We start from the raw sequence: 26,659 nt of genomic DNA, 5'->3' as shown, positions 1-26,659 counted from the left end.
CCAGCCAACAAGCTGGCGTTTTAGTTTTCACCACCAGCCACATAAGCCTATATTCCTGCTACACTTATATTTTAGTTCCTATATAGGTAGTAACTATGCGTAGTGTGTGGTCTATTTTACTATTACTTTTTTGCTTGCCAGCTTATGCAAATAAGCAACCTAAAGCCATTGAGTGGATCATGGTTGATTTTGCCCCCTACTACATCATGCATGATAAATATGAAGGCACAGGTCGTGATGAAAGTGTGATCAAATTATTAGAAAAAGCACTGCCTGAGGTCTCATTTAAACGCACTTTATTGCCAGCCAGTCGTGCTGTGCATGAACTATCAAACCCACACAATAATTACTGTATGCTGTCGTTATATCAAAACGAGCACCGTAAGCAGCATATTCAGTTTACTGAACATTCATCAACTGTAGGTTTGTCGCCGTCTATTGCAATACGTAAAGAGTTAGCCGCAAAACTTGAGTTAGACGTCACAAAACCTGTGTCACTAAAATCATTATTAGCCGAAAACCTTGCATTAGGGGTATCAATGAGCCGCTCTTTCGGGACTAATATCGACAAGGTGATTAACGAAAGTCATGATGCCAATATCATTTCACGCCCCGGCAGAGACACCCTCGCAAGCTTGACTTATATGCTACAAAAAAAGCGTATTGATATATTACTTGGCTACCCAAGCGAGCATTATTATCTTGCTCATTCCATGGGCTTTGAAGATGAACTAACCCAAATCACACTTACTGAAGCACCAGCGTTAAGCATTGGCTATGTAGGCTGCACTAAAAACAAGCAAGGTGAGGTAACGGTAAAATTATTAGATCAAACACTTGAGAAAATCGCTCATACAGATGCTTTTCATGATGTGTTAGTGCGCTGGCTACCTGATAATTTGCAACCAATTTTAGAAAAGAGATTAAAAGATAGAAACGAAAGTGCCGCTCACTAAGCGGCACTTTTATTAATTAAACATTGATAAACTTACTTACGTACGCCTTCAATAAATAAACCTATATCAACATGTGTCGAAGCAGGACCAAGGTTGTAGTCGATACCATAGTCAGCTAGTTTTAGGCTTGTTTCGCCTTCAAAGCCAACACGATAACCACCCCATGGATCTTTACCTTCACCAATTTTATCAATTTCAAAGGTAATGGTTTTAGTGACACCATTTAAGGTGAATTCACCCGTTACATCAGCTTCATCACCGTCTTCATCAAATTTGATTGAAGTACTTTTAAATGTTGCGGTTGGGTACTTATCAACATTTAAGAAATCTTTGCTACGTAAATGTTTGTCACGCTCAGCATGATTTGAGTCGATGCTTTTCGTTTCAATCGTTACATTGATTTTAGACGCATTCGGCGCTTTATCGTCATAGCTAAAATCACCTGAAAAGGTATTAAAACGACCATGTAACCAACTGTAACCTAAGTGCTTAATTTTAAAAGTTACAAATGCGTGCGCACCGTCTGTATCAATAACGTAGTCAGCTGCATTTGCGTTAGCAGTTGAGAAAAGTGCAGCACTTAGTGCTGTGCCTAATAGTAATTTTTTCATGTTAATCATCCTTCAATGGTTTGATCATTCTAATTAAGGTTTTATCTTTATCGATAAAATGATGTTTTAGTGCCCCTAAAGCATGTAAAACAACCACAGCTATTAGCCCATACGCGGCATAAAAGTGAATTTTACCTGCAATATCTTCTTGGTTTGCGACCGACTCTGGTATTGCCGGTACAGCAAATAAATTAAATACTTCAATTGCACGGCCATCGGCCGTAGAGATTAAATAGCCCGATGTCACAATGACAATTAAAGCTAAATAAATCAGTTTATGTACTGAGTGTGCAACCCGATTCATTGCTTTCGAGTTACCTGCAACAGGCTCAGGTTGAGTACCTAACAAGCGCCAACCAAAACGAAACAACAATAATGCCGCTAAGGTAATACCCACGCTTTTATGCAAATCCAAAGAGCCTTTGTACCAAGCGTCGTAATAGGTTAGCTCAACCATATAAACGCCTAAGCCAAATAAACCAAACACCCCAAGTGCCATTAACCAGTGCACTAAGATGGCCACCCAGCCATAACTTGACTTTGAATTCTTTAACATACTCATTTCCCATGAGAATCGTGAAATTAAATACAGATTAACCGATGGGTTAAATAATGAAAATAGCGTAAAACGAACAGTTTCTGTGCGTATATGCACACTCCAGGCGAAAGTTGTAAGGAAAAAGGAAAAAGGAAAACAGGTGCTAGGTGCTAGGTGCTAGGTGCTAGCAGATGATGGAGAGCTTATTACCGCAATATTAAAATTGTATCTTCAGTAAAAAACGAATGTAGTTTCGCTAAGCTGGGCTGGTGGCTGAATTTGACCGATTAGATACTTTTTTTCGAATTAAATTTGCTACTGGCTTTTCAAAAAATTGATATGAAATAGCTGCTGCTATGACACTCAGCAGCAGAGATAGCAAGAGTTTTAGCTCAATCGAGGCGTCTAATTGGTTCACTTTTGCGATTATTGGCATATGGAGCAAGTAAAGCGAATACGATATCTTTCCGATAAAATCACCAAATCGATTAACGAGCAATATATTATTGTCTGGCACGAGGAAAACAACACAAAAGAAAACAGAGCTCATTACAAGCAGAACTTCATAACTCAACCACATTCTTACCTTATCAGCAGTATTTATGGGAGAAAATGCTGGGTACAGCAAAGGAATAAAACCAAGCGTTAATACAAACCAATGTTTTCGCAGGTAATATGGAATAGTTAATGAACGATAGTTCATACCCAAGATAACCCCGACAAAAAAGAAGGGTAATGTCCTCAATACACTAAACAGACTGTATGGAACACCATTTATATCACCATAAATACGTGGATAATTTGTAAAGAACAACAATAGCATTACAGCTAAAATTGAAAGATAAATATACCCTGTTCTATTTTTCGCCATTGCCCAAAAAAGTGTAAATATAAAATAAAAGTATATTTCTGGCGGTATTGACCACAGAACACTTTCGCCATAAATAAACAGTAAATGAGCTATTAAGGTCTCGGTATCAGGAATGTTATAAAGAACAGAACTACCATTATTCGATAACAAGTAAGAGGCAAGAACAACCACTAAATACAAAGGAATAACTCTAGCAAAACGAGCAGAAAAATAGCGGACAATATTATCTTTATTAAAGCCTTTTTCTATATATAGATAAGACATCAAAAAGCCACTAAGAAGAAAGAAAAGCATCACCCCGTATGCCCCTGAGCCTCCTCCTAACACACCACCAAGCCAATTAGTTATGTCGCTAAAATGAGTGAAAAAGACAATGAGCGCAGCTAAAGCACGTAGTGAGTTAAGTTTTCTAATTTCCAAAATACGTCCTTGGATAAATGTAAGAACTTATATTAATGTTTAATCGAGCTTTGAATATCTCGTGAAATTGAATAGCTATAAGATTTAACTCAGCCGATTTCAAAAGAAGTAACACCAAAAATACGATTTAATGGCAAGCTCAGACATTCGCTGGTATACATTCTGGCGGTTTCAAATGACACCTGCATGTTGTACTTCTGTGCTAAAGCAACAGCAGCTTGATTGATTTCTGGCGTATCAAGGAAAATAACGTCGGATGCACTCGCTTTAGATTTTAAAGCTAGAAATAGAGATTCAGCCAATTCTGGTGAGTCGGCAGATAAAGGGCCAATTTTAAAGCCGTTTTGGCATTTGCGAATTACGCCGTACCCTGCCAATTTCCCGTTATTCATTATGCCAAACGCATCGCACTGGGGTTGGCTTAACCATGCTTTATTAAAGTTTGACCTATTCACAGGAAAAAATGCCTGTTCGTATGCGTCAATGATTTCGAATGGCACAGCATTAAGATCAACAATGTCTGCATTTTGCGGTGTACTACCTCCACCTACTCCTGCAAAGCGAATATTGCGATAGGCCAGATTAAAACCAGACTTTTTATAGTTCTCTTGCTGTTCCACCACACCATCAAGGCCAATATTCAAGCCTTCAAGACGTTTTAAAGCGGCATTCCAGATTTGTATTCCGTAACCTTTGCCACGGTAACCGGGTTTAACAATGTAGAAGCCAATAAAGCCAAATACATCGTGGTAATTAATGGCAGAAATTGTCGCTATAGGCTCATCGTCTAGAAAACCAACTAGAAATCCTTCAGGATCAGCTGCAAAATAACAATCTGCATCATTAAGGCCTGGATTCCAACCTTCTGCTGCAGCCCAATCAATCATGAGTTCGACTTCCTTTTTGGTCATGGTTTTGATTGTAAAGTGTTTACTCTGCATCTGCTTTCCTTAAAAAGTTGAAATACCTCTAACTCAATAGCTATTTGTATTATGATGCCACTCAAAATACATCTATTTATTAAACGCATACCTAAATCTAGCCGCTATAAAAATGTATAGTAAATTTCAGAGCAGCTATATTTTACTTGCTGTTATTTCAATCCTATAAACTTCAACACCCTCAGTCCCAACCTCAATCGTTGCAGGTTCGTTAAGGTTTACCATTAACTTAGGTTCTTGAAATTTATTGTAAGAGCCATTTTCAAATTTATATAGTGTTGATGTCAGTGTCACAATTTGGTTGTGCAACGAAGGGGTTACATCAAATTTAAGAATGCCATCTGCAGTCACTGTTTGAATTTTGTCTTCTTCAGTTTTAACTGCGTGCGTTTTTACAAGTTGGTTATTCAAATAAAGGTTAAGGTCTAATTGCAAATTTTCTGCAGCAGAGGCTCCAAATGCCGCGAGAGATAACAGTACCATTCCTAACTTTTTCATTATATTTTCCTTAATAGTAGGCTTATACCTAGCAGCGTGGGAAAAACAACTTAACAAGTACTGAGCCTTGGCGCAATTATTTAACACTCTGTTAGTTAAGCGCTTCATTCGTATGGAAATATCTATTTTTTGAGTGGTGAATACCTACTTGCTATGAAAGCAGGTACAGCTTTTGAAACTTAGAACTTACCGCTTAAAACGATTAGCTTGCTACTATTCGCTTTCTTCCACCAAACCAATATAAATCTGGCTATTGGCATCAACCTGAAAGCAACTGATCAGGTTTTCTTTCACTAGCTCTAACATAGCGATAAAGCTTACTACAACACCACTTCTGCCCTCTTCAATGGTAAAAAGAGTATGAAAAGGTAATTGTGATTGCGCTTCTGAGAGCTTATCTAATATTAAGCTCATGCGTTCACGGGTCGATAAAGCTTCTGCTGTAATATGATGGTGTTCAAATGTTTTAGCTCGGGCCATAACGTCGCTTAGCGCAACGAGTAAGTCTTTCATGTCAACATCAGGTAACAGTACCTCACGTTCACTGAATTCTGGCACCAGCGCTTCGGCTACAAAGATATCGCGGCCTTCGCGAGGGATTTCATCAAGATTCTCCGCTGCTTTTTTAAATTGCTCATATTCTTGTAAACGTCTTACAAGCTCAGCTCTTGGATCTTCTTCCTCTTCAAGCTCTTCATGTTTTGGCAGTAATAATCGTGATTTAATTTGTGCTAATAGCGCCGCCATCACAAGGTACTCACCAGCTAGTTCAAGCTGAAATTCACTCATCATTTCAACATAACTAACGTATTGCTCTGTAATACTAAAAATAGAGAGCTCTAGTACATCAAGTTTATGTTTTTTGATTAAATACAGAAGTAAATCGAGAGGCCCTTCAAAGGTTTCTAAAATGATCTCTAACGCATCAGGTGGAATGTATAAGTCTTCAGGTTTGTCGACTACCGCTTTGCCATGCAAAAAAGCCAAAGGCAGCTTTTGCTGAACTGGCTCTTGTATATTATCTGGGGCATCAAGCTCTGGGCTAGTCAACGAAGTCTCTACATTTCAAATGGTTTAGTATCACCACAACCCACACGTAAGATTTCAATATCATCATCCGACAAATCAATCACTGTGGTTGCTTGTTCAGGAAGATAACCACCATGAATAATTAAATCAACTTGCTTTTCAATGCGATCGCGAATTTCATCAGGATCAGCCTCGGTATATTGCTCACCCGGTAAAATCAAAGAACACGACATTAACGGCTCCCCTAGTTCAGCCAATAAAGCGCAGGTGATTGGGTGTTCGATAACACGAATACCAATGGTTTTTTTCTTTTCGTTTAATAAACGCTTTGGTACTTCTTTTGTGCCTTTAAAGATGAACGTATAAGGCCCCGGCGTGTTATTTTTAATTAATCTGAATAGCTGGTTATCGACGCGAGCATAAGTAGATAGCTCCGATAGGTCGCGGCAAACTAAGGTAAAATTATGGTGTTTTTCAATACCACGAATACGTTCGATGCGCTCTTTTGCTTGCTTATTACCAATGCTGCAGCCAAGTGCATAACCCGAATCGGTTGGGTATACAATAACACCACCTTGCTTAATAATATCAACCGCTTGGCTGATTAAGCGTGGTTGCGGATTATCTGGATGAATATGAAAAAGCTGACTCATTACACGCTCCTATTGCCCTTCCCATGCTTGCCAAACCCCTTGGCAATCTTTTGGCAAGTATAAATTTTTACCTAACTCCAACCAACTGGTCGGAAAATGAAAATCTGATCCTTGCGACGCAAGTAAACCATATTCACGACTAAGTTCACCTAAAAACTGGCGCTCACTCGGTGCTTGTTGTGGTTGTGCTACTTCCATTGCATCGCCACCCGCGTCTTTAAATTCAATAATTAACTTACGCAGCCATTTGTTAGACATTTGATATCGCCCAGGGTGAGCGAGTACTGCAACCCCACCAGCTTGGTGAATTGCAGCAATTGCCGTTTGCATATCGCACCAACTACTTGGTACATAGCCTGTTTTTCCTCGCCCTAAGTATTTTTTAAATACGCCTGGGAAGTTTTTAGCTACGCCACGCTCTATCAGTGCACGAGCAAAATGCGCGCGTGTGATCTGTGCGTTTTCAGCGAATGTTTTTGCTTGGTCGTAAATGCCTTCAAAACCATTTTTAGCGAGGCGGCGACCTATCTCGGTGGCTCGCTCTTCACGCTTGGCTTGTTGCGCGTGTAATAATGACAGCAGTGAATTGTTCTCATCATCAATATTTAAGCCAACAATATGAATCTCAAAGCTTTCCCATTTTGTTGATACTTCAACACCAGCAATCAATTTAAGCGGTAAATTATCATCTGCAATGACTTTGCGTGCTGGTTTTATCGCACTTAACGTATCGTGATCGGTAATTGCAAACACATCTATGTTTTTCTCAACCGCGCGGTGTAACAATTGCTCGACTGATAGCTGACCATCTGAGTATGTGGTGTGGCTATGTAAATCGTATTTTATCAAAGGGAAAGACTGCTTTACGTAAGTTCTTGAATCAATGATGTGAGTATAACAAAAATTTAGTGCGAGGGCGTGATTATCTTTTTAAGTAAGATATATAACTGTGTGTTTTACCCTCATAAATGGGCAATTACGATGGGTAAATGCCGAACTCGTATTAATATGTAAATTAATGCTTGACAGTATCGGCTTAGGTACGCTTTACTGTAGGCACTTTCAGACACGTTAAATAAGAAATAACAATGAACAAAACAATTCAAATCACAATTTGGTGGTGGCACTCGTAACTAGCGGGTGACGAATTGTCGTGTCTAACGATTTCAAAACCCGCTCATGTAGCGGGTTTTTTTATATCTAAATTTTAAGGTTTTATAATGAATTACATAGCAACTCTTACACATCATTGGTGGTGGCGCCTGGCTTAGCGGGACGGTAAGGGTCTATCTAATTTATAGGCATCTTTATACGAACCCCGCCAAGCATCGCTTCGCGGGGTTTTGTTTTTTAAAGAGTTTTTGGGAATGAGGGAGAATAAGGTTTGATTTTTAGTCATATAACGACGACACCGGGTGAAGTAACCAGTATCACTCAAGTGCGTGACTACATTAGTAGCCCACTTGCGTTATACAGTTTACTCGATAAGCCTAATTCACTGCTGTTAGAGTCTGCTGAAATTGATTCAAAAGACAGTGTAAAAAGTCTAATTTTGGTTGACTCAGCGCTACGTATTGTTTGCCAAGGCAAACAGGTCACACTCACAGCACAGTCAAATAATGGCAAACAATTACTGCCTTATTTACAAAGTCATGTGCAAAACTGTTCTGCAAAGCTTGTAGATGACACGTTAACGTTAACCTACAACGAGATCGCAAGCGACATTGATGAAGCCAGTAAATTAGTAGCAGATAACGCATTTAGTGCGCTACGTAGCTGCATTAACAGTATTAAAAGTACCACAGACAACCCGTTTTCTGTGTTCTTAGGCGGTGTGTTTGCCTACGATATGGTTGCTAATTTCGAAACCCTTTCTGATGTACCTGACGGCGAAAATAGCTGCCCAGATTATGTTTTCTACTTAGCTGAAACGTTAGTTGTCATCGACCATCAGGCAAAAACAACAGAACTAATCGGCAATGTGTTTAACGGCCCTGAAGTACACGCTAACTGCTTTGAAGTGGGTCAACAGTTAGAACGTTTAAATACCGTATGTGACAATGCACAAAGCTACCAAGGGCAAAAACAAACAGGCTCAAACCCTATTTCTATCGATGTTAGCGACGAGCAATACTGTGAACATGTTATCAGGTTAAAAAAGAACATTGTTGATGGTGATATTTTCCAAGTTGTTCCATCACGTACTTTTTCTCTCGCCTGTCCTGACTCACTTCATGCTTATAGCCAATTAAAACAACAAAACCCAAGCCCATATATGTTTTACATGCGCGATGAAGAGTTTGTATTATTTGGTGCATCGCCCGAGTCAGCCCTCAAATATTGTCCAGAGAGTAAACAAGTTGAGGTATACCCTATTGCCGGCACTCGCCCTCGTGGCAAGTTTGCTAACGGACAAATTAATCCAGACCTAGACAGCCGCATTGAGCTTGAGCTTCGCAACGATCAAAAAGAACGTGCTGAGCACTTGATGTTAGTAGATTTAGCGCGAAATGATGTAGCTCGTATTAGCGTACCTTTCACACGCCACGCTAAAGAGTTATTAAAAGTAGACCGCTACTCACAAGTGATGCACTTAGTTTCACGTGTTGTTGGTACTTTAAAGCCAGAATTAGATGCGCTCCATGCCTACCAAGCCTGTATGAACATGGGCACGTTAGTGGGCGCACCTAAAGTACGTGCCGCTGAATTAGTTCGTCAAACCGAACAAAAACGCCGTGGCAGCTATGGTGGTGCAGTAGGTTATTTAACGGGTGATGGTGCCATGGATAGCTGCATTGTTATTCGCTCTGCCTTTGTTAAAAACGGCACAGCCTTCGTGCAAGCAGGTGCAGGTGTGGTGTTTGATTCAGAACCACAATCAGAAGCCAATGAAACTCGTGCTAAAGCGCAAGCCGTGATCACTGCGATTCAATCGACCTACGAGGCACAATAATGACAACAACATCAGCCTATAAAATCTACTTTTTAGATAACTTTGATTCATTTAGTTATAACTTAGTCGATGAACTTTCTATGTTAGGGTGCGAGTTAGTGGTATACCGTAATAACATCAGTGCACAAAGCATCTTTGACAAAATGTGCCAAGAGACAATGCCCGTGTTATTAGTGCTTTCACCCGGCCCTGGCGCACCATCGGATGCGGGTTGTTTAATGGAACTCATTGAACTGTGTAAAGGCCGCTTCCCGATGCTGGGCATCTGTTTAGGACAGCAAGCACTAACACAAAGCTACGGTGGGATTATTGGTCATGCAGGTGAAACAGTGCATGGCAAGTCATCAATTATTGCGTTGACTGAGCACCCAGTATTTGCAGGTATGGGCGATAAAATGCCGGTTGCTCGTTATCATTCATTAATGGCAACCAAAGTCCCTGATGACGTTGAAGTAATTGCTTCTTATGAGACTATTCCGATGGCAATTTACCACCAACAAGATAATGCCCTTGGCTATCAGTTTCATCCTGAGTCAATTTTAACGCCAAATGGCGCATTGCTATTACAGCAAAGCATTGAATTTTTAACCGCACGCGTGCAGTAGAGGAATAACATGGAAGCAACAACCCAAACCCAGTTAAACCAATTATTAGCAAAGCAAGATTTATCATTTCTGCAAGCAACTGCATTGTTTGACGCCATCATGAATGGTCAGCTTAATGATATTGAATTAACCGCTGCACTTATCGCCCTAAAACTAAAAGGCGAAACGAGTGATGAAATCGCCGGTGCGGCAGCATCAATGCGCGCCAATGCAGTGCCATTTAAAACCAGCAAAACCTTGCTTGCAGATAGCTGTGGTACCGGTGGCGATGGCTCAAACACAATTAATATTAGTACCACTGCTGCTATTGTAGCCGCCGCTGCGGGCATCAACATGGTCAAACATGGTAATCGTAGTGTATCGAGTAATTCTGGCTCTGCGGATTTACTAAAAGCCTTGGGTATCAATATCGATATGAGCCCTGAGCAAGCAGCCATTTGTTTAGAAAATACTGGCTTCACATTTTTATTTGCGCCGCATTATCACAGTGGTGTACGCCATGCGATGGGCGTGCGAACAGCCCTTAAAAGCCGCACAATTTTTAATATTTTAGGGCCACTTGCCAACCCTGCTGCACCCGAGGTTCAATTGCTTGGTGTTTATGACGCTTCACTGTGTTTACCAATGGCAGAAACCTTAAAAACCCTTGGCACTAAACGCGCCATGGTGGTTCATGGTGCAGGCACTGACGAAATTGCCTTGCACGGGACAACCAAAGTGGTTGAGCTAAATAACGGTGAACTAAGCGAATACACGCTAACAGCGAGCGATTTTGGTCTTGCAAACTATTCACTTGAACAACTAACAGGCCAAGGGCCAGAATATAACGCAAAAGCAAGCTTAGCGATTTTACAAGGTCAAGGTGAAATGGCGCATAACGCAGCTATTATAGCCAACGTTGCGGCACTTCTTTATTTAACTGATAAAACAAGTGATTTAAAAGCAGCCGCAGATCAAGTAAGTGAATTATTAGCATCAGGCAAAGCGATGGACACATTGAACGCAATTATTGAGGTAAGTCATGGCTAACGTGTTAGACAAAATTGTTGCCGACAAACGCATTGAATTAGAACAAAGAAAAGCACAGCGCCCGCTTGAGTCATTCATTGAGGATGTTGTACCAACCAAGCGAAACTTTGAAGCAGCGTTAGCAGCAACTGGCACACAATTTATTTTAGAGTGTAAAAAAGCATCACCGTCAAAAGGGCTTATTCGCGAGCCGTTTAATTTAGACGAAATTACTTCGGTATATAAAAAGTACGCAACCTGCATGAGTGTGCTTACTGACGAAAAATATTTCCAAGGCAGCTATCAGTACCTTGAATATGTGCGCAGCCAAGTTGAGCAGCCGCTAATTTGTAAAGACTTCTTTATTGATGAGTACCAAGTCTATTTAGCACGCTTGTCTGGTGGTGATGCTATTTTATTAATGCTCTCTGTCCTTGATGACGAACAATATTTAGCGCTTCATAAAGTGGCTGATTCTTTGAATATGTCGGTACTCACTGAAGTCAGTAATGAGCAAGAAGTAAGCCGCGCACTTGCACTTAATGCCAGCCTTATTGGCATTAACAACCGCGATCTTCGTGATTTAAGTACTGATCTTGCGACAACAGAGCGATTACGCCAGCTTATCCCAAATGACAAAGTGGTCATTTCAGAGTCGGGCATTTATACCCATAAAGATGTAAAACGCCTAGCGCCATTATGCGACGGCTTTTTAATCGGTAGCTCACTCATGGCTGAGCGCGACTTAGAAGCCGCGTGTCGTAAAGTGATTTTAGGTGAAAATAAAGTGTGTGGCTTAACCCGTTCACAAGACGCGATGGCAGCCTACGCGAGTGGTGCTGTTTATGGCGGTTTAATTTTTTACCCTAAGTCACCACGTTATGTCGATATCGACTGCGCCAAGCAAGTAACACAAAGTGCCCCGCTCGCTTATGTTGGTGTTTTTGTCAATGCGCCTGTTGAACAAGTAGTAGATTATGCACAAAGTTTAAAGCTAGCTGCAGTGCAATTACATGGTGACGAGAATAGCGAATATATTCAAACTCTCAGAAAGCAATTACCGCTTGGCTGTGAAATTTGGAAAGCACAAGCCGTTAAAGGCGAATTACCAAAACCGCTTGAAGGGGTTGACCGCCATTTGTACGACACTTACAGCAAAAGCCAAAAAGGCGGCACAGGCGAAACATTTGATTGGTCTGTACTAGAAACGGCAACGGTGCCTTTTATGTTAGCCGGTGGTTTAAATCCAGAGAATATTCATGCAGCGCTTTATCGCGGTGCCAATGGCCTTGACCTAAATTCTGGCGTTGAAGCGTCAGCGGGTAAAAAGTGCCAAACAAAATTACAAAATGCGTTTTCGCATATCAGAAATTATTGAGGTTATAATGCAAAATCCAGCTTATTTTGGTGAATTCGGTGGTATGTTTGTACCACAGTTGCTTGTGCCTGCACTCAAGCAACTAGAAGCAGAGTTTAATAAATCACAAAAAGATCCAGCTTTTCAGGCTGAATTTGAAAAACTATTAAATGAATACGCAGGTCGCCCTACGCCACTAACATTGACACGTAATTTAGTTAAAAACCCAAAGGTAAAACTATATTTAAAGCGTGAAGATTTACTCCACGGCGGTGCGCACAAAACCAACCAAGTACTTGGTCAAGCACTACTTACAAAGCGCATGGGGAAAAAAGAAGTCATTGCAGAAACAGGTGCTGGCCAACACGGTGTTGCAACTGCCCTCGCGTGTGCCCTACTTGGCTTAAAGTGCCGTGTTTACATGGGCGCAAAAGACGTTGAACGTCAGCAACCAAACGTATTTCGAATGAAACTAATGGGTGCAGAGGTTATTCCTGTCACAGCAGGCTCTGGTACTTTAAAAGACGCAGTAAACGAAGCACTACGCGATTGGTCTGCTAATTACAAAGATGCTCACTATTTACTGGGCACTGCAGCAGGCCCTCACCCATTCCCAACCATGGTACGTGAGTTCCAAAAAATGATTGGAGAAGAAGCAAAACAACAAGTGTTAAAAGCAGAAGGTCGATTACCGGATGCCGTGCTTGCTTGTGTTGGAGGTGGCTCTAATGCAATTGGTATGTTCACAGACTTTATTGATGAGCCAAGCGTAAAACTGATTGGTGTAGAACCTGCTGGTAAAGGCTTAGATACGCATCAACATGGTGCCACCTTATGTAAGGGCACAAAGGGCATTTTACACGGTACTTATACTTATATTATGCAAGATGATGATGGTCAAATTGAAGAGTCTTACTCTGTTTCAGCAGGTCTTGATTACCCAGCCGTTGGTCCACAGCATGCTCATTTACATGAAACAGGCCGTGCACAATACGTTGGTATTAGCGATACTGAAGCTCTAGAGGCATTCCAATTATTAGCTAAAAACGAAGGGATTATTCCAGCCCTTGAGTCAAGCCACGCCCTAGCATATGCCCTTAAATATGCCGAGCAACAAACCGAAGACACTATTTTAGTGGTTAACCTAAGCGGCCGAGGCGATAAAGATTTGGCTCACGTACACAGTGTTTTATCTGAAGGAGGCGCACTATGAGCCAGACTAACCGTTACGGACAATTGTTCGCCACATTAAATGAAACAAACCAAGGTGCGTTTGTGCCGTTTGTGACTATTGGCGACCCTAATAAAGCACTGAGTGTAGAAATCATCAAAAGCTTAATTGATGGCGGCGCTGATGCCCTTGAGTTAGGTATTCCATTTTCTGATCCGATTGCAGATGGCCCTGTTATCCAAGCGGCCAACATTCGTGCGCTTGATGAAAACATTAATACCCAAGATTGCTTTGATATCATCAAACAAGTGCGTGAATACAATGCAGATATTCCAATTGGCCTATTATTGTATTCAAATCTGGTGTTTAAGCGTGGCATCGAAAAGTTTTATCAAGATGCTAAAGAAGCAGGTGTCGATTCAATTTTAGTGGCTGACGTACCGCTACATGAATCAAAGCTATTTCGCCAAACAGCAATGAAAAATGGCATAGACCCAATTTTTATTGCAACGCCTAATGCTGATGACGACACCTTACGCGAGTGTGCTTCATATGGCCGTGGTTACACTTATCTGTTATCACGCGCGGGCGTTACGGGAACAGAAACTAAAGCACAAATGCCAGCAGACTCGTTAGTTAAAAAGCTAAAAGATTATCATGCTGCACCAGCTTTATTAGGCTTTGGAGTATCAACACCGGAAGATGTTAAATCAGCACTCGAATCAGGGGCCGCTGGGGCGATTTCAGGTTCTGCAGTAGTTAAAATCATAGAAGCAAACCTTGATGACCAGGCAGCGATGCTAAGTGGGTTGAAAGAGTTTGTAGCCAGTATGAAAGCAGCTACAAAATAAGTTGTTTAGTTTACTTAAAAAAGGGCCTTATAGGCCCTTTTTTGTATCTAACTATTAATGATGGCGATGCACACCCTCTTTAATTTCTTCAATGAATTTTCGATTAAAAGCCTCTAAGTCAGCTGGGCTTCGGCTTGTGACTATACCTTCATCAACACACACCTCTTGATCAACCCAATTTGCGCCAGCATTGATTAAGTCGGTTTTAATGCTTGGGTATGACGTCACCTTGCGGTCGCGTAATTTGTTAACTTCAGCTAGTAGCCATGGTCCATGACAAATCGCTGCAATGGGTTTATTTTTACCTGCACTGAAGAAACCATCAACAAAGGCTTTTGCTTCGCTATCTTGACGCAGTGTGTCTGGATTGAATAAACCACCAGGTAGCAATAGGGCATCATATTCACTTGAGTCAGCCTCGCTAACCACACGATCCACTGTGACTCTTTCACCCCATTGGTTTTCATCCCAGCCAGTAATATCTCCACGTTCAAGAGACACGACTTCTACAAGTGCACCTGCTTCTAACAATGCGCTGCGTGGTGATAATAGCTCACTTTGCTCAAAACCATTGGTTGCTAGAATGGCAATCTTTTTACCATTAAGTTGGCTGTTTAAATTTGACATGTTATCTCCTTATTTAGGTAAACCTAAAGTAATAGCAGCAGACAACATGCCAAATTTAACACATTGAAAGTATTAACTTAATCTAAAAATATTCTGTTTCAGTGTGTAAATGCTACAACGAATTTGCAAATCCTGCTTATAGGGCGTCTTTTAATGCTTTAGCAGGTTTAAAAACAGGCTTGTTAGCGCCTTCAATTTCAATTTCTTCACCTGTTTGTGGATTACGACCTTTACGTGCTGGGTAATAACTCAATGCAAACGTACCAAAGCCATTAATTTGCACTTGATCGCCTTCAGACAGTGATTTTTCGATAGCATTTAACATACTAGTTAAGGCAGCTTGTGTGTCTTTTTTTGTTAATTCACTGTGGGCAGCCATTTGTGATACTAACGCGGCTTTATTCATAAAATGCTCCAAAATACGCCACTTAATCATCTGAGGTTAAGCGGAAAAAGATAAGGTAAAACAACCTAAACGCAGGTTTAGGCCAGATTGGCTCGGGAGGCTAAGCTTTCAGCTCTACTAAGTCAACCTTGTATCTTGCGCAATAACTTGATACAACCCAGTATCTTTTTAAATTAGAGCATTTATAAATCTATGCATGCGATTATTGAATACATCCCGCTGATTTTGTTCTTTGCGGTTTTCAAGTTAGTTGATATTTATTGGGCAACAGCATTGCTGATGCTAACCACCTTAATTCAGGTTGCTTATTGTTATTTTAAGGATGGCAAAGTGCCGACCAGACATTGGCTGTTTTTTGCCATCGCGGTGGTGTTAGGTACACTTACTTTAGTTTTTCACGATGAACAGTTTGTCAAATGGAAAGCCACCATTGTATATGCAATTTTCAGTGTCACTTTGTTAGTAAGCCGCTATGTACTTGGCAAAAACCTAGTGAAAAAAGCACTTAGCTCGATTTTAGAAAATGCCTCTGAGAGTAAACAAGAAATAAAGGTACCAGAAGCATTATGGAACAAGCTTAACCTGTTTTGGGTTGCAATTACTGCAGGTATTTCTGCGCTTAATATCTACATTGCGTATAACTTCTCACTCGACTTTTGGGTTAACTTTAAAGTGTTTGGCTTAATGGGTATTACCTTTGTCTGCGTGTTAGCAACAATCATCACCCTATTCAAATACTTACCAGAAGATGACGAAGAGAAAGATTCAAAGCAATCTTAGTGTCATAAAACTGTCGTCTTAGCTTGTTAGCGTAAACAAAAAAACGCTGAGACGACATTGAACGCTAACCAATACCGCTGGTTTGAATTTACCCTCATATTTGTTTCTTTGCCGCTCTTAGGCTTCTTTTTGCGTGCCTACCTCGCTAACTGGCTCATTCCCGCACTTATTATCTTAATGATTGTATGTGGCATGCTGCTTCTGTCTGATCCCCACTTTAAGCGTTTTCGCTTAACAAGCCTCGGACAATTTAGTGCGGTAAAACGTCGTTTATTTAGTTTTTTCTTTTTAGGAGCGCTATTCTCCGGGATGTTTTACGGCATCATGAATCAAGAAAACTGGTTTTCACTACCACGAAACTCATTCAACGATTGGTTAATGTTGCTACTGCTCTACCCTATCTTATCGGTGATGCCGCAAGAACTTATTTTTAGAACCTATTTTTTCCATCGTTATAAACGCATTATGCCAAGTAAAACGGTGCGTATTATTGTCAGCGCATCGGTGTTTGCGTTGGCGCATATTGTCTATGCGAATGTATTGGCCATACTTCTAGCATTTTTAGGTGGACTGTTGTTCTCATATACTTATTCGCAAAGCCGCTCTACCTTCGTGTGTGTAATTGAACACAGTTTGTGGGGACTTTGGATGTTTACCCTTGGCTTGGGTGATGTGCTTGATGCAGGAGCATTTTGATTATTAAAGCACAACAAATAGCAGGCATAAAAAAGCCGCGCAAAGTGCGCGGCTAAGTATTGAACTGGTTTTTAAAATCCGAAAATACTAAATGCAAAGAATTTAGTCGCCACCGTATTTACAAAGATTAGTAATAAAATGGCAGGGATAAACGTTGATAGTGAGAAGTTCACATACTTCTCTGTGAAGCTACCAACATAGCCGTCACAGCCTTGGCTTAGCTCTGCTGATAAGTTTGCTTTTTTCCAACGGTACATAACGAATAAACACACCATTAAACCGTTAAGCGGTAAAATTGTGTCATAAAACACATCATAAACAATATCAAATAAACTCTTATCTGCGCCGCCATAACTAACAAACTTAGTGAGTGATTCAACCATACCAAACGACATCGTACAAAGCACAGTTAATACACCTGTAGATAAAGTTAAGATAAGCAACGCTTTTTTACGGCTAATACCTTTGCGGTCACTTAATGTTGCTGTTGGAACTTCTACAATTGATACAAGCGACGTAATTGCAGCAAAAAAGACGAGTAAAAAGAATACAAACGCAACAATTGATGCACCTACATAACCAATATCAGCTTGTAACGCTAATAGAATTTTTGGTAAATAAACAAAAATCATCGATACCGATGAGTCAGATAAAGTGCTTGGGTCAGTGTTTGGGTTAAAGCTAAATATAGCAGGAAGAACCATAAGACCCGCAATAAATGCAACAAGAGAATCGGTTACAGCAACCATTTTAGCACTACCAACAATGTCGTCTTTCTTTGAAATATAAGATGCATAGGTCATTAAAATACCCATACCTAACGACAATGAGAAAAACGCTTGTGCTAATGCACCATTTAATACACTTGCATCCATTTTTGAAAAGTCAGGCACTATATAGTACTTCACACCAGCCATCGCGTTATCAAGTGTTAATACATAAATAACCAACGCTGTTAGTAGAACGAATAAAGCTGGCATCATAAACTTAGCTGCTTTTTCAATACCTTCTTTTACGCCGCCAACCAAAATCAAGTTAACGATGATAGCAACCACTGCCATATAGCCAAACACGGTGTAGCTGTTAATAAAAGTGCCAAAGTTATCTGGCTGAGCCAAAGCATCTAAATTACCAAATGCAGTTTGCGATAAATAACCAAAAATCCATACAGTGATAACCATATAAAAAACAGCAATCATAAATGGCGTTAATACTGCTAAAAAGCCTGCAAAGTTCCATTTAGGATCGTTGCCCGCTAATAATTTGTAAGAACCAAGAGGATCTTTTTGCGCTTTACGACCCATTGCCATTTCAGCCATCATCACTGGTAAACAGATGAAAATGACAAACAATGCATAAACTAATAGGAAAGCACCACCGCCGTTTTTTGTAGCTGAAACAGGAAAACCCACTAAGTTTCCGATACCTACAGCAGAACCGGCTGCCGCTAAAATAAAACCGAGGCGGGAGCTAAAATGCTCGCGTTTTTCGCTCATTTAAAAACCTTATTATTATTTTCTCAACCCAGCGACTCTACCAGTGTTACACCGCGTATTTCAAGCTTTATAAGTTAAAGTTATATGGGTTTGTGTAAAGATTATTACGCGAATATTCTCTCGTCTATTGCTAAGAATATGCTACTATTTTTTAAAAATAACATTGAGAACACACCATGCTGTATATGATTTATTCAACTGATGTTGAAAATAGTTTAGAAGCACGCAAATCTGCGCGTCCTGCTCACCTAGCACGTCTACAAGAATTAGATGAACAAAACCGTTTATTCACAGCAGGTCCGCTTCCTGCCATTGATAGTGAAGATCCCGCTGAAGCTGGTTTTACAGGTTCGTTAGTCGTTGCTGAGTTTGAGTCATTAGAAGCAGCTCGTGAATGGGCAGCAAATGATCCTTATATTGCTGCAGGTGTTTACGATAACTCAGTTGTAAAACCATTTAAAAAAGTATTTGGTTAACGTCTGAACTTAACTGAATCATTAATTCAGTGTTTGTTCACGGCTTATTAACTAAGATTTGCCTATTGAAATTACAGAATTGAACGTAATTACTTGAATTTTAGTTAATTGGTTAATTAAACTAAATGGGTCTGGTTTAGGAGTTCCCCGTCATGCGCATATTATTAGCCTTCAGTTTTAGTCTTTTATTTGCATTATCAAGCTTTCATGCTGATGCCAGTAAGAAACAAGTCTCTGAAGTGACTAAAAAACAGGCTGTGACAATTGCCAAAAAATCTGAGGACGGCCGAACCCTAAAAATCACAGAGCAAGATAAAGTATTTACCGTAAGAATTTTAAAAACGAACGGCCATGTGGTTGATGTCCATGTGAACAAAAAGACTGGCGAAGTGAAAAAGGATTAAGAATGCGAATTTTAGTTATTGAAGATGATTTACACTTAGCAGATAACCTCCGTAATGCACTTGAAAAAGAGCGTTATAGCGTTGACCTTTGTCACGATGGTGAAGCTGGTTTATTCCATATTACCGAGTACCCGCTTGATATGGCGGTAGTAGATCTAGGCTTACCAAAAGTAGATGGTATCGAATTAATTACCAAAGCCCGTGCTCAGGGGATTACTATCCCTATTTTGATTTTAACTGCACGTGACCGTTGGCAGGATAAAGTAGAAGGCTTAGATGCAGGTGCTGATGACTACCTAACTAAACCTTTCCATGTTGAAGAGCTGATTGCACGCTGTAATGCACTTATCCGCCGCAGCGCAGGTAAAGCAAACCCAGAAATGACAGCAGGTCCTATCAAAATACACACTCGCTCACAACAAGTTTGGGTTAATGATAAAGAACTTAGCTTAACTGCATACGAATACAAAGTTTTAGAATATCTAATGGTTAACCCACAAAAGGTAATTTCTAAATCTGAATTGACAGAGCACATTTATGATCAAGACTTCGACCTTGATTCAAACGTAATAGAAGTTTTCGTATTGCGTTTACGTAAGAAGCTTGACCCTGACGGTACCCTTAACCCAGTTGAAACATTACGTGGCCGTGGTTATAGGCTTAAAAGTCAGTGGTAGCATCGCAAATACCGCTTAAAGTAAGGCAAGGATTTATCCTTGTCTTTGTTTTATTAGTAGCCTTGCCAATTCTGTTTTTCTCAATTGGTAAGGCTTACTACGCTTCTTTGGTCGAAGCGACCGAAAAAACCCTCGAAGCTCATTTATATTCTCTTATTTCTGAAGTTGACTTCACTGAACGCGGCATTGTAATGCCGAGCACCATCTTAACTCCAGAGCTAAATCGTTTAAATTCAGATACCTATGCAATGATTTATCGTGGTGATCTTCCTGTTTGGTATTCTGAATCAGCCACCAACATCAATTTTATTCCAGATAACTTTGAAGCCCCAGCAGGCTCTGCGGATTTTCGCCGTGTTGAATACAACAAGACCGTGTACTGGCAATTAACCCTTACCGTTATTTTAGAAAACATTGACCAATCGGAGCATGCGCGTTTTATCTTATTAAAACGTAATGATGCACTTCTCAGGCTGATGGATGGCTTTAAACAAACGTTAGTAAATTGGATGTATGTAATGGGTGTGGCCATTGCAGCGCTTATGGCGATTGGTTTTGTTTGGAGTGCAAGGCCATTGCAACGTCTTGATAAAGAAATTAAAGCCATTGAATCGGGCGATAATCAGCAAATAAAAGGTCTCTACCCAGTAGAGCTGCAAACCATAAAAGCCGACTTAAACTTATTACTTGAATCGCAACAGCGCCAAAAAGAGCGCTATAGGGCTTCGTTAAGCGATCTTGCTCATGCATTAAAAACCCCCTTGGCAGTCCTTAAATCAAGCCCTTTAGCCAATGATGCCGATGCACAAGAGCAGTTAGATCGTATTAATGTGATGATCGAACATCAATTAAAACGAGCTGCAACGGGTGCTTCTGATACTTGGAAAAAGCAAACCCATATTAAACCTGTTATTGATTCAATTTTAAGCGCGATGAGCAAGGTTTATCGCGATAAAGATATTATTTTTACCTCTGAGGTTAGTGAAAAAGACTATTTCTTAGGTGATAAAACCGATTTAATGGAACTACTCGGTAATTTAATCGATAATGCCTGTAAAGCTTGCCGTTCACAGGTCGATATAAAGGTTAAACAGAACAAAAAGTTAACACTCAGCATAAGTGATGATGGCCCAGGTGTTCCTGAGCACAAACGCGAATCATTACTGACTCGCGGTACCAGACTCGATACTTACGAAAGTGGCCATGGTGTTGGCATGGCTATCGTATCTGATTTAGTAAACTCGTATAATGGCACATTAACCATTAAAGATGCAGAGAAGCTAGCCGGCGCTGAGTTTATATTAGAGTTTAATTACCATGATAAAAAATAAAACATCCATATTCGTTAAGAGCATCTTTTTAGGTTTAATTACGACTGCATCACAGGCTCAAGCAGAGCAAGCTTGTGAGCTCGCGAGCAACCATACTGATGACACCAAGCGGTATATTCAATGCCTTGATCAAGTTATTGCAGACCTGCAACGTGACCAAAAAATGTGGGTTAATAAGCTCACTATGGATCTTGAAAAAATAAAAGAAGATACCGGTAATAGCCAATTGCTACCAATTTTTAATCGCAGTATAAAAAACCAAGAGCGTTATTTAGAAGACAGTTGTCGTTGGCGCTACTTACAAAAAATGCCAAATGGCACTAGTGCCGCTATTGCCTACAAACAATGTGAGATTGAAATTCTCAAAAACCATGTAAAGGTTTTACAACAACCTCTAAAGTGATACCAAGTCGCTATAATCGTTAATCATTTTGAAAAATAAAAAGGCGCTTAAGCGCCTTTTTAATCCTCAAGTTTTAGCTCTTCACCATTACCTAGCAAAGTAGCAAGCCATCGCCCTTCTTGGCTGGTTTCTAAAGCAATTTTAACTATCATAGTTAATGGAACTGACAATAGCATACCAACTGTTCCCATCAACCAGCCCCAGAAAATCAACGATAAAAACACCACTAGCGTCGATAAGCCCAGCCCTTTCCCCATAAAGCGCGGTTCTACAATATTACCCATCACTGTGTTAATAACTAAATATCCACCAGCGATAAACCCTGCTACCAATGGGCCTTGCGTGATTAAAGCAAGTAACACAGCTGGTACTGCAGCAATAATAGAACCAATATTAGGAATATAGTTAAGCATAAACGCCACCACAGCCCAGAGCACAAAATAATCAACATTAAGTGCCCACAGCATGAATCCTGCAAGAACACCTGTGCCTAGACTAACCATTGTTTTTATGGCTAGATAAGAATTAATTGAATCTAAGAAACGGTCAACTTGCTGCATTTTCATTTCAGGGTCATCGAGTGCTAAATGCACTTTTTTGCTGAGCATTGGCCCTTCAAATAGCATAAACACGACAGTTAATATGATTAAAAACAGGTTCGCCATCACCCCACCTAACCCGGTGAGCATATTAGTTGCAACATCAATCATTTTACCTGGATCAAATAAAGAAATAATCTGCTCTTTATCAATCAAAATGTTATAGCTTGCAGCAACGTTAACCACCCAGACAAACTCTTCTTTGAGTTGTGCCTTGTACTCAGGTAAATTTTCTGAAAAATCGGTCATAGATTGCCCAACCAGACCGGCAAGGCTTATCCCTATACCGACAATCATCAGCATCACAAAAACCACAGCAATACCTTTAGGGATACCGTATTTGGCAAAGAAACGGATTAAGGGATTACAAATAATAGCGATAAAGGCCGCCAACACAAATGGAATAACAATCACACTTGCAGCTTTAATACCCGCTAAAACAACGACTAAAGCAGCAAATATTACTAAACTTTTATTTACACCAGTCAGGCTCGACAAAATAAAATCCTTGTTAACTTTTTTATCAGTGTAAGTGAAATACGCCGCAAAATAAATCACAAAGCTTCTGGCATAATTAATGCTGATTATACGTGCATAATTTGAACAATTTATGATACATATAAGTAAGCGTGCTAAAGAAGGAGCTTTATATGGCACATTTATCCGAACAAGAACTTACTTTTTTCAACCGTTTATTCGAGGCTGAAAACCTTGATGGCGATCCAACCGATACAAAAATGTCTGTTAGGCTCAACTTGCCAAATAAATTAAACGGCTTACTAGCAAATTCCAAACTAACTTTACTTGCCGAGGTGGGTATTTATCAGCTTTGGTTTCCACTTGAGTTTATCAATGACGAAAATGGCCAGCTGATACCCTTACTCAGTGCACCAGAAGTGATAGATACCAAAGGGATCGAACGCAGCTGGCGAACTCCTGATCTCGAAATACATACCGAGCAATTTCAAATATTATCTTTATCAAGTACTGGCGTGTTACTCAAGCCTAAGCGTCAAGCTCCAGAGCTAAACAAAGACATATTACTCGCATTTGATTTACCTAGCAGAGATCACATTATTCTTAGTGTGAAGCCAATTCGAACCACTAGTAAAGGGATTGCAGGTAAGATCGTAAAGGTTTGCAAAGGTGAAGAGGAACTTCGTAGATACTTATTTGAGGCCCATAAGCACCATCACGCAAAGCTGTATGAGCAAGGTACCTTTACCACTGAACTTATCTAGTTGCAGTGACTTAACGGCTTAGATAAGCTTGGCGTTTTGTAGCAAGTCGAATAAGGTATTTTATGAGTTACCCTATAGGAACCCCAGGTAAACCGTGGAACGAAGCAGATAAAAAAGCATGGTTTAAATCACAGACAGTAAAACGTAGCTATATAGATGATGTTGTATCGCAATTAGAGTCTTTATCAATCGATTTCAATATTGAACAGTATGGTGCATTAAGTTACGACAGCGACAAGTACCCTCTTTACATTTTAAAGAGCAAGCAATGGCAAGCTGATAAACCGACAGTATTGGTTACCGGTGGCGTTCATGGCTATGAAACAAGTGGTGTGCATGGCGCATTAGCGTTTGCTAAGAACAAAGCTAAAGACTACTTTGCCGATTTTAATATTTTAGTAGCACCGTGTATCAGCCCGTGGGGTTATGAAACAATTAATCGCTGGAACCCTAATGCGACAGATCCAAACCGCTCATTCTACGCTGACAGCCCAGCTGAAGAGTCTGCAGCAATCATGCAGTATTTAGCTGACAATACCATTGCACCTTACGTGCATATCGACCTACATGAAACAACTGATACTGATAATAGTGAGTTTCGTCCTGCTCTTGCAGCACGTGATGCAACCACTCACGATAACTGGAACATCCCAGATGGCTTTTATCTCGTTGCTGATAGTGAACGTCCACATGACGCGTTTCAGGCAGCGATTATTAAGTCTGTTGAAAAAGTAACTCATATCGCACCTAGCGATGAGAATAACCAGTTGATTGGTGTACCGCAAACCCAATTGGGTGTTATTCATTACCAAGCGAAAAAACTCGGCTTATGTATGGGTCTCACTGATGCTGAATTTGTGACAACAACAGAAGTTTACCCTGATAGCCCACAGGCAAATGATGAAGTCTGTATTGATGCACAAGTAGCCTCGGTTACCGGTGCATTGAACTATATTGTTAATAAATAGTTAGTTATATTTTAAATTTGGAGTAAATAAATAATTTACTCCAAACCACTTAAATGAATAAAACACACAAATAAAAAACTCAATTGAATTATTTATGTTATTTAATAAATGTATATTAAATAACTAGACACATACATAGAATTGTATAAAATTCGCGCTCTTTTAATTCAAAAGGGAAGCAAATTGGAATTTAAGAATCACTATGGCAGTGTCAGTATCATCACTGATGGTCCAATTATAATTGGACAATTTTCTGGTAATATTAACGCACGTTTAGTCAATGACTTTGCAGTAGATATAAAAAAGCATATTTCTGATCTAGCTGGAAAGCCGTGGGCTTATATTAGTCATTCTACCCAATTACTTGCTACTACTCCTGAGGCCGAACGCGGGTTTATCCAATTGTTACGTGCTCTACAAAGCACTAACTGTGTCGCTACCGCATACATGTTTAGCTCATCAATTGTACTCAATCAAATGAAACGCATCATTGCACAAGCACAATCACCAATTCAGATAATGGACTGTTTATTTGATGATTTAGATAGCGCTAAAGCCCATGTGCTAAAGAAACTCGAATTTGCAGAAATGGCTTGTTAAAAACAAGCCATTTTCATTTTGGGGTTGGATTAATCTCGGTAAAACTTAGTCTCTTTAGTAATTGCGATATTGGCATCTTCTAATGCTTGAATGTGAAAACTGATAGGCGTTACTTTTGACTTTAAGTCATAGCCATCGGCAACCACAGTAACAGGTACTCGCTTCATCTGACCTGCTTCAACTTTGATAGTTTCAGGCAATTGTAAGCTTGCTTCTTCGATACCACTTATACCAATTGAATAACTCAAACTATGCTGCGTTTTATTGATGATTGATAAGGTATATGGATTCTCTACCAAGCCTTCAAAATTAACTCGGTACAGTGCATTACGGTCACGAATTACAGAGGCCTCGATTGGTGTGCGCATTGCCATCCACACAACCATCCCAACGACAAATAGCGCCGTCAAACCACCATAACCAAGAAGTTTTAGTCTAAATGGGTTGGTCGTTTTACCTTCCATTTGTTTTTCCGAGGCGTACTTGATCAGCCCTTTTTGATAGTTGAACTTTTCCATTGTGCTATCACAGGCATCAATACATAAACCACAGTTTATGCATTCATATTGCAAGCCATTACGAATATCTATACCAGCTGGACATACTTCTACACACAAATTACAGTCTACGCAGTCACCTAAGCCTAACTCTTTTGGATCGGCTTTACGCTTACGAGCACCGCGAGATTCTCCTCGCTCTTGATCGTACGTGACCACCAAGGTGTCTTTATCAAACATTACTGATTGAAAACGCGAATATGGGCAAGCAACAGTACACATTTTTTCACGCAAGAATCCCGCATTCCCATACGTACAAAATGCGAATAAGAATACCCAAAAGCTTACAATGCCAGACATTTCTAGGGTAAATAAGCTCATGTATAAAGACTTAGCCGGGATGAAATAAGCCATGAATGACATTGATGTGAGTAAAGAGATCACAAGCCAAGCGGCATGTTTAGTGATTTTCTTTTGCCATTTACTTGCTGACCAAGCTGTTTTATCAAGTTTAATACGCTGGTTTCGGTTACCTTCAACTTTGTGTTCAACCCAAGTGAACATAAGCATCCAGATTGTTTGCGGGCAAGTGTAACCACACCAAACACGACCTAGCCAGTTAGTGACGAAAAACAAAGCAAACGCACCAGTCATAAATAACATGGCTAAGATCATAAAATCTTGCGGTAACAACGTTAATCCAAACAGGGTAAATTTTTGACTTGCTACATCAAGTAATACAGCTTGCCGACCATCATATGGGATCCACGGAATAGCTATAAAAGTCAGCATCAGCACCCAGCCTAAGTAACGGCGGATACGTTGGAAATGCCCTTTTTGCTCTCGAATATAAATTGGCCCATCTTGGTTGTAGGGCTTGATGATTAAGTCTTGCTCTTTTATATCAAATTTCATTTTGCTACTTACTATTGTGTCGGTAATAACCTGACACAGCAACTATCAGGCCAACAAAAAATAAAATCAAACCATTGATAT

General features: G+C 40.1%; 30 protein-coding genes. 17 read left to right on the top strand and 13 right to left on the bottom strand.

Annotated features, from left to right (window positions below; translation table 11 throughout):
* The first annotated feature begins 95 nt into the window (after positions 1 to 95).
* Positions 96 to 956 (top strand): TIGR02285 family protein, encoded by an 861-nt coding sequence (locus HYD28_09120; protein QLE09099.1) that lies wholly within the window; start codon positions 96 to 98, stop codon positions 954 to 956.
* A 32-nt stretch (positions 957 to 988) separates the two neighbouring features.
* Here the strand turns inward: HYD28_09120 and HYD28_09115 are convergent, their stop codons facing one another.
* The 8 genes from HYD28_09115 to HYD28_09080 all read right to left on the bottom strand — a co-directional run bounded on the left by HYD28_09115 (position 989) and on the right by HYD28_09080 (position 7,366).
* A complete protein-coding gene (locus HYD28_09115) occupies positions 989 to 1,567 on the bottom strand; it encodes a YceI family protein (protein ID QLE09098.1) in 579 nt (192 codons plus the stop codon).
* Between the two features lies 1 nt (position 1,568).
* A complete protein-coding gene (locus tag HYD28_09110) occupies positions 1,569 to 2,123 on the bottom strand; it encodes a cytochrome b (GenBank protein ID QLE09097.1) in 555 nt (184 codons plus the stop codon).
* A 238-nt stretch (positions 2,124 to 2,361) separates the two neighbouring features.
* Positions 2,362 to 3,396, bottom strand: a complete 1,035-nt coding sequence (locus HYD28_09105) for an acyltransferase (protein QLE09096.1) — start codon at positions 3,394 to 3,396, stop codon at positions 2,362 to 2,364.
* 89 nt (positions 3,397 to 3,485) lie between these two features.
* Complete coding sequence (locus HYD28_09100) at positions 3,486 to 4,337, bottom strand: GNAT family N-acetyltransferase (GenBank protein QLE09095.1); 852 nt, start codon at positions 4,335 to 4,337, stop codon at positions 3,486 to 3,488.
* Between the two features lie 135 nt (positions 4,338 to 4,472).
* A complete protein-coding gene (locus tag HYD28_09095) occupies positions 4,473 to 4,835 on the bottom strand; it encodes a hypothetical protein (protein QLE09094.1) in 363 nt (120 codons plus the stop codon).
* Positions 4,836 to 5,048: 213 nt separating this feature from the next.
* On the bottom strand, positions 5,049 to 5,852 hold the full coding sequence (locus HYD28_09090) for a segregation/condensation protein A (protein QLE10523.1): 804 nt from the start codon (positions 5,850 to 5,852) through the stop codon (positions 5,049 to 5,051).
* Between the two features lie 41 nt (positions 5,853 to 5,893).
* Complete coding sequence (locus HYD28_09085) at positions 5,894 to 6,517, bottom strand: threonylcarbamoyl-AMP synthase (GenBank protein ID QLE09093.1); 624 nt, start codon at positions 6,515 to 6,517, stop codon at positions 5,894 to 5,896.
* A gap of 9 nt (positions 6,518 to 6,526) precedes the next feature.
* A complete protein-coding gene (locus tag HYD28_09080) occupies positions 6,527 to 7,366 on the bottom strand; it encodes a PHP domain-containing protein (protein ID QLE09092.1) in 840 nt (279 codons plus the stop codon).
* 535 nt (positions 7,367 to 7,901) lie between these two features.
* On the opposite strand from HYD28_09080, the gene HYD28_09075 reads away from it, so the two are divergent.
* Genes HYD28_09075 through trpA form a run of 6 tightly spaced genes read left to right on the top strand, consistent with a single transcriptional unit; the run spans position 7,902 to position 14,462 of the window.
* Positions 7,902 to 9,470, top strand: coding sequence for an anthranilate synthase component 1 (locus tag HYD28_09075; protein QLE09091.1), 1,569 nt, complete (start codon positions 7,902 to 7,904; stop codon positions 9,468 to 9,470).
* The gene (locus tag HYD28_09070; GenBank protein QLE09090.1) at positions 9,470 to 10,075 is read left to right on the top strand and encodes an aminodeoxychorismate/anthranilate synthase component II; all 606 of its coding nucleotides are present in this window, start codon (positions 9,470 to 9,472) and stop codon (positions 10,073 to 10,075) included. The genes HYD28_09075 and HYD28_09070 overlap by 1 nt, the downstream gene beginning before the upstream one ends.
* Before the next feature lie 9 nt (positions 10,076 to 10,084).
* The gene (gene trpD, locus HYD28_09065; protein QLE09089.1) at positions 10,085 to 11,104 is read left to right on the top strand and encodes an anthranilate phosphoribosyltransferase; all 1,020 of its coding nucleotides are present in this window, start codon (positions 10,085 to 10,087) and stop codon (positions 11,102 to 11,104) included.
* Positions 11,097 to 12,461 carry a bifunctional indole-3-glycerol-phosphate synthase TrpC/phosphoribosylanthranilate isomerase TrpF gene (trpCF, locus tag HYD28_09060; GenBank protein ID QLE09088.1) on the top strand — a complete coding sequence of 455 codons (1,365 nt, stop codon included), beginning with the start codon at positions 11,097 to 11,099 and terminating at the stop codon, positions 12,459 to 12,461. Before trpD ends, trpCF begins: the two co-directional genes overlap by 8 nt.
* A 7-nt stretch (positions 12,462 to 12,468) precedes the next feature.
* Positions 12,469 to 13,653 carry a tryptophan synthase subunit beta gene (gene trpB, locus HYD28_09055; GenBank protein QLE09087.1) on the top strand — a complete coding sequence of 395 codons (1,185 nt, stop codon included), beginning with the start codon at positions 12,469 to 12,471 and terminating at the stop codon, positions 13,651 to 13,653.
* Positions 13,650 to 14,462 carry a tryptophan synthase subunit alpha gene (gene trpA, locus HYD28_09050; protein ID QLE09086.1) on the top strand — a complete coding sequence of 271 codons (813 nt, stop codon included), beginning with the start codon at positions 13,650 to 13,652 and terminating at the stop codon, positions 14,460 to 14,462. The genes trpB and trpA overlap by 4 nt, the downstream gene beginning before the upstream one ends.
* 54 nt (positions 14,463 to 14,516) lie before the next feature.
* Here trpA and HYD28_09045 read toward each other — a convergent pair whose 3' ends face one another.
* Both HYD28_09045 and HYD28_09040 read right to left on the bottom strand, forming a co-directional pair.
* On the bottom strand, positions 14,517 to 15,089 hold the full coding sequence (locus HYD28_09045) for a type 1 glutamine amidotransferase (GenBank protein ID QLE09085.1): 573 nt from the start codon (positions 15,087 to 15,089) through the stop codon (positions 14,517 to 14,519).
* Positions 15,090 to 15,225: 136 nt separating this feature from the next.
* A complete protein-coding gene (locus HYD28_09040; protein ID QLE09084.1) occupies positions 15,226 to 15,495 on the bottom strand; it encodes an HU family DNA-binding protein in 270 nt (89 codons plus the stop codon).
* Positions 15,496 to 15,687: 192 nt separating this feature from the next.
* Between HYD28_09040 and HYD28_09035 the strand changes: the two genes are divergently transcribed.
* Positions 15,688 to 16,275, top strand: a complete 588-nt coding sequence (locus HYD28_09035) for a septation protein IspZ (protein ID QLE09083.1) — start codon at positions 15,688 to 15,690, stop codon at positions 16,273 to 16,275.
* A 57-nt stretch (positions 16,276 to 16,332) separates the two neighbouring features.
* The gene (locus tag HYD28_09030; protein QLE09082.1) at positions 16,333 to 16,971 is read left to right on the top strand and encodes a CPBP family intramembrane metalloprotease; all 639 of its coding nucleotides are present in this window, start codon (positions 16,333 to 16,335) and stop codon (positions 16,969 to 16,971) included.
* A 71-nt stretch (positions 16,972 to 17,042) separates the two neighbouring features.
* On the opposite strand, the gene HYD28_09025 is transcribed toward HYD28_09030, so the two are convergent.
* The gene (locus HYD28_09025; protein QLE09081.1) at positions 17,043 to 18,467 is read right to left on the bottom strand and encodes a sodium-dependent transporter; all 1,425 of its coding nucleotides are present in this window, start codon (positions 18,465 to 18,467) and stop codon (positions 17,043 to 17,045) included.
* A 176-nt stretch (positions 18,468 to 18,643) separates the two neighbouring features.
* Between HYD28_09025 and HYD28_09020 the strand changes: the two genes are divergently transcribed.
* The 5 genes from HYD28_09020 to HYD28_09000 all read left to right on the top strand — a co-directional run bounded on the left by HYD28_09020 (position 18,644) and on the right by HYD28_09000 (position 21,758).
* A complete protein-coding gene (locus HYD28_09020) occupies positions 18,644 to 18,943 on the top strand; it encodes a YciI family protein (protein ID QLE09080.1) in 300 nt (99 codons plus the stop codon).
* A 152-nt stretch (positions 18,944 to 19,095) separates the two neighbouring features.
* Positions 19,096 to 19,347, top strand: coding sequence for a PepSY domain-containing protein (locus HYD28_09015; GenBank protein ID QLE09079.1), 252 nt, complete (start codon positions 19,096 to 19,098; stop codon positions 19,345 to 19,347).
* 2 nt (positions 19,348 to 19,349) lie between these two features.
* A complete protein-coding gene (locus HYD28_09010; protein QLE09078.1) occupies positions 19,350 to 20,024 on the top strand; it encodes a response regulator transcription factor in 675 nt (224 codons plus the stop codon).
* A complete protein-coding gene (locus HYD28_09005; GenBank protein QLE09077.1) occupies positions 20,018 to 21,355 on the top strand; it encodes a GHKL domain-containing protein in 1,338 nt (445 codons plus the stop codon). The genes HYD28_09010 and HYD28_09005 overlap by 7 nt, the downstream gene beginning before the upstream one ends.
* The gene (locus tag HYD28_09000) at positions 21,342 to 21,758 is read left to right on the top strand and encodes a hypothetical protein (protein ID QLE09076.1); all 417 of its coding nucleotides are present in this window, start codon (positions 21,342 to 21,344) and stop codon (positions 21,756 to 21,758) included. The genes HYD28_09005 and HYD28_09000 overlap by 14 nt, the downstream gene beginning before the upstream one ends.
* Before the next feature lie 59 nt (positions 21,759 to 21,817).
* Here the strand turns inward: HYD28_09000 and HYD28_08995 are convergent, their stop codons facing one another.
* On the bottom strand, positions 21,818 to 22,855 hold the full coding sequence (locus HYD28_08995) for an AI-2E family transporter (protein QLE09075.1): 1,038 nt from the start codon (positions 22,853 to 22,855) through the stop codon (positions 21,818 to 21,820).
* 152 nt (positions 22,856 to 23,007) lie between these two features.
* Between HYD28_08995 and HYD28_08990 the strand changes: the two genes are divergently transcribed.
* From HYD28_08990 to HYD28_08980, 3 genes are all read left to right on the top strand, one after another.
* On the top strand, positions 23,008 to 23,598 hold the full coding sequence (locus HYD28_08990) for a hypothetical protein (protein ID QLE09074.1): 591 nt from the start codon (positions 23,008 to 23,010) through the stop codon (positions 23,596 to 23,598).
* Between the two features lie 62 nt (positions 23,599 to 23,660).
* On the top strand, positions 23,661 to 24,566 hold the full coding sequence (locus tag HYD28_08985; GenBank protein ID QLE09073.1) for a M14 family metallocarboxypeptidase: 906 nt from the start codon (positions 23,661 to 23,663) through the stop codon (positions 24,564 to 24,566).
* Positions 24,567 to 24,749: 183 nt separating this feature from the next.
* A complete protein-coding gene (locus tag HYD28_08980; GenBank protein QLE09072.1) occupies positions 24,750 to 25,166 on the top strand; it encodes a hypothetical protein in 417 nt (138 codons plus the stop codon).
* A 29-nt stretch (positions 25,167 to 25,195) separates the two neighbouring features.
* On the opposite strand, the gene ccoG is transcribed toward HYD28_08980, so the two are convergent.
* Complete coding sequence (gene ccoG / locus HYD28_08975; protein ID QLE09071.1) at positions 25,196 to 26,578, bottom strand: cytochrome c oxidase accessory protein CcoG; 1,383 nt, start codon at positions 26,576 to 26,578, stop codon at positions 25,196 to 25,198.
* Between the last annotated feature and the right edge of the window lie 81 nt (positions 26,579 to 26,659).

It is taken from the genome of Pseudoalteromonas shioyasakiensis (assembly GCA_013391845.1).
GTDB lineage: Bacteria > Pseudomonadota > Gammaproteobacteria > Enterobacterales > Alteromonadaceae > Pseudoalteromonas > Pseudoalteromonas apostichopi.
Note: the sequence above shows the minus strand (reverse complement) of the source record. Positions and strands in the feature narration are given on the sequence as shown.

Excerpts from the sequence above, each read along its gene's own strand:
- HYD28_09120 (QLE09099.1), top strand. The coding sequence starts at position 96 with ATGCGTAGTGTGTGGTCTATTTTACTATTACTTTTTTGCTTGCCAGCT.
- HYD28_09115 (QLE09098.1), bottom strand. The coding sequence starts at position 1,567 with ATGAAAAAATTACTATTAGGCACAGCACTAAGTGCTGCACTTTTCTCA.
- HYD28_09110 (QLE09097.1), bottom strand. The coding sequence starts at position 2,123 with ATGTTAAAGAATTCAAAGTCAAGTTATGGCTGGGTGGCCATCTTAGTG.
- HYD28_09100 (QLE09095.1), bottom strand. The coding sequence starts at position 4,337 with ATGCAGAGTAAACACTTTACAATCAAAACCATGACCAAAAAGGAAGTC.
- HYD28_09095 (QLE09094.1), bottom strand. The coding sequence starts at position 4,835 with ATGAAAAAGTTAGGAATGGTACTGTTATCTCTCGCGGCATTTGGAGCC.
- HYD28_09085 (QLE09093.1), bottom strand. The coding sequence starts at position 6,517 with ATGAGTCAGCTTTTTCATATTCATCCAGATAATCCGCAACCACGCTTA.
- HYD28_09070 (QLE09090.1), top strand. The coding sequence starts at position 9,470 with ATGACAACAACATCAGCCTATAAAATCTACTTTTTAGATAACTTTGAT.
- trpD (QLE09089.1), top strand. The coding sequence starts at position 10,085 with ATGGAAGCAACAACCCAAACCCAGTTAAACCAATTATTAGCAAAGCAA.
- trpCF (QLE09088.1), top strand. The coding sequence starts at position 11,097 with ATGGCTAACGTGTTAGACAAAATTGTTGCCGACAAACGCATTGAATTA.
- trpB (QLE09087.1), top strand. The coding sequence starts at position 12,469 with ATGCAAAATCCAGCTTATTTTGGTGAATTCGGTGGTATGTTTGTACCA.
- trpA (QLE09086.1), top strand. The coding sequence starts at position 13,650 with ATGAGCCAGACTAACCGTTACGGACAATTGTTCGCCACATTAAATGAA.
- HYD28_09045 (QLE09085.1), bottom strand. The coding sequence starts at position 15,089 with ATGTCAAATTTAAACAGCCAACTTAATGGTAAAAAGATTGCCATTCTA.
- HYD28_09040 (QLE09084.1), bottom strand. The coding sequence starts at position 15,495 with ATGAATAAAGCCGCGTTAGTATCACAAATGGCTGCCCACAGTGAATTA.
- HYD28_09035 (QLE09083.1), top strand. The coding sequence starts at position 15,688 with ATGCATGCGATTATTGAATACATCCCGCTGATTTTGTTCTTTGCGGTT.
- HYD28_09025 (QLE09081.1), bottom strand. The coding sequence starts at position 18,467 with ATGAGCGAAAAACGCGAGCATTTTAGCTCCCGCCTCGGTTTTATTTTA.
- HYD28_09020 (QLE09080.1), top strand. The coding sequence starts at position 18,644 with ATGCTGTATATGATTTATTCAACTGATGTTGAAAATAGTTTAGAAGCA.
- HYD28_09015 (QLE09079.1), top strand. The coding sequence starts at position 19,096 with ATGCGCATATTATTAGCCTTCAGTTTTAGTCTTTTATTTGCATTATCA.
- HYD28_09010 (QLE09078.1), top strand. The coding sequence starts at position 19,350 with ATGCGAATTTTAGTTATTGAAGATGATTTACACTTAGCAGATAACCTC.
- HYD28_09000 (QLE09076.1), top strand. The coding sequence starts at position 21,342 with ATGATAAAAAATAAAACATCCATATTCGTTAAGAGCATCTTTTTAGGT.
- HYD28_08990 (QLE09074.1), top strand. The coding sequence starts at position 23,008 with ATGGCACATTTATCCGAACAAGAACTTACTTTTTTCAACCGTTTATTC.
- HYD28_08985 (QLE09073.1), top strand. The coding sequence starts at position 23,661 with ATGAGTTACCCTATAGGAACCCCAGGTAAACCGTGGAACGAAGCAGAT.
- ccoG (QLE09071.1), bottom strand. The coding sequence starts at position 26,578 with ATGAAATTTGATATAAAAGAGCAAGACTTAATCATCAAGCCCTACAAC.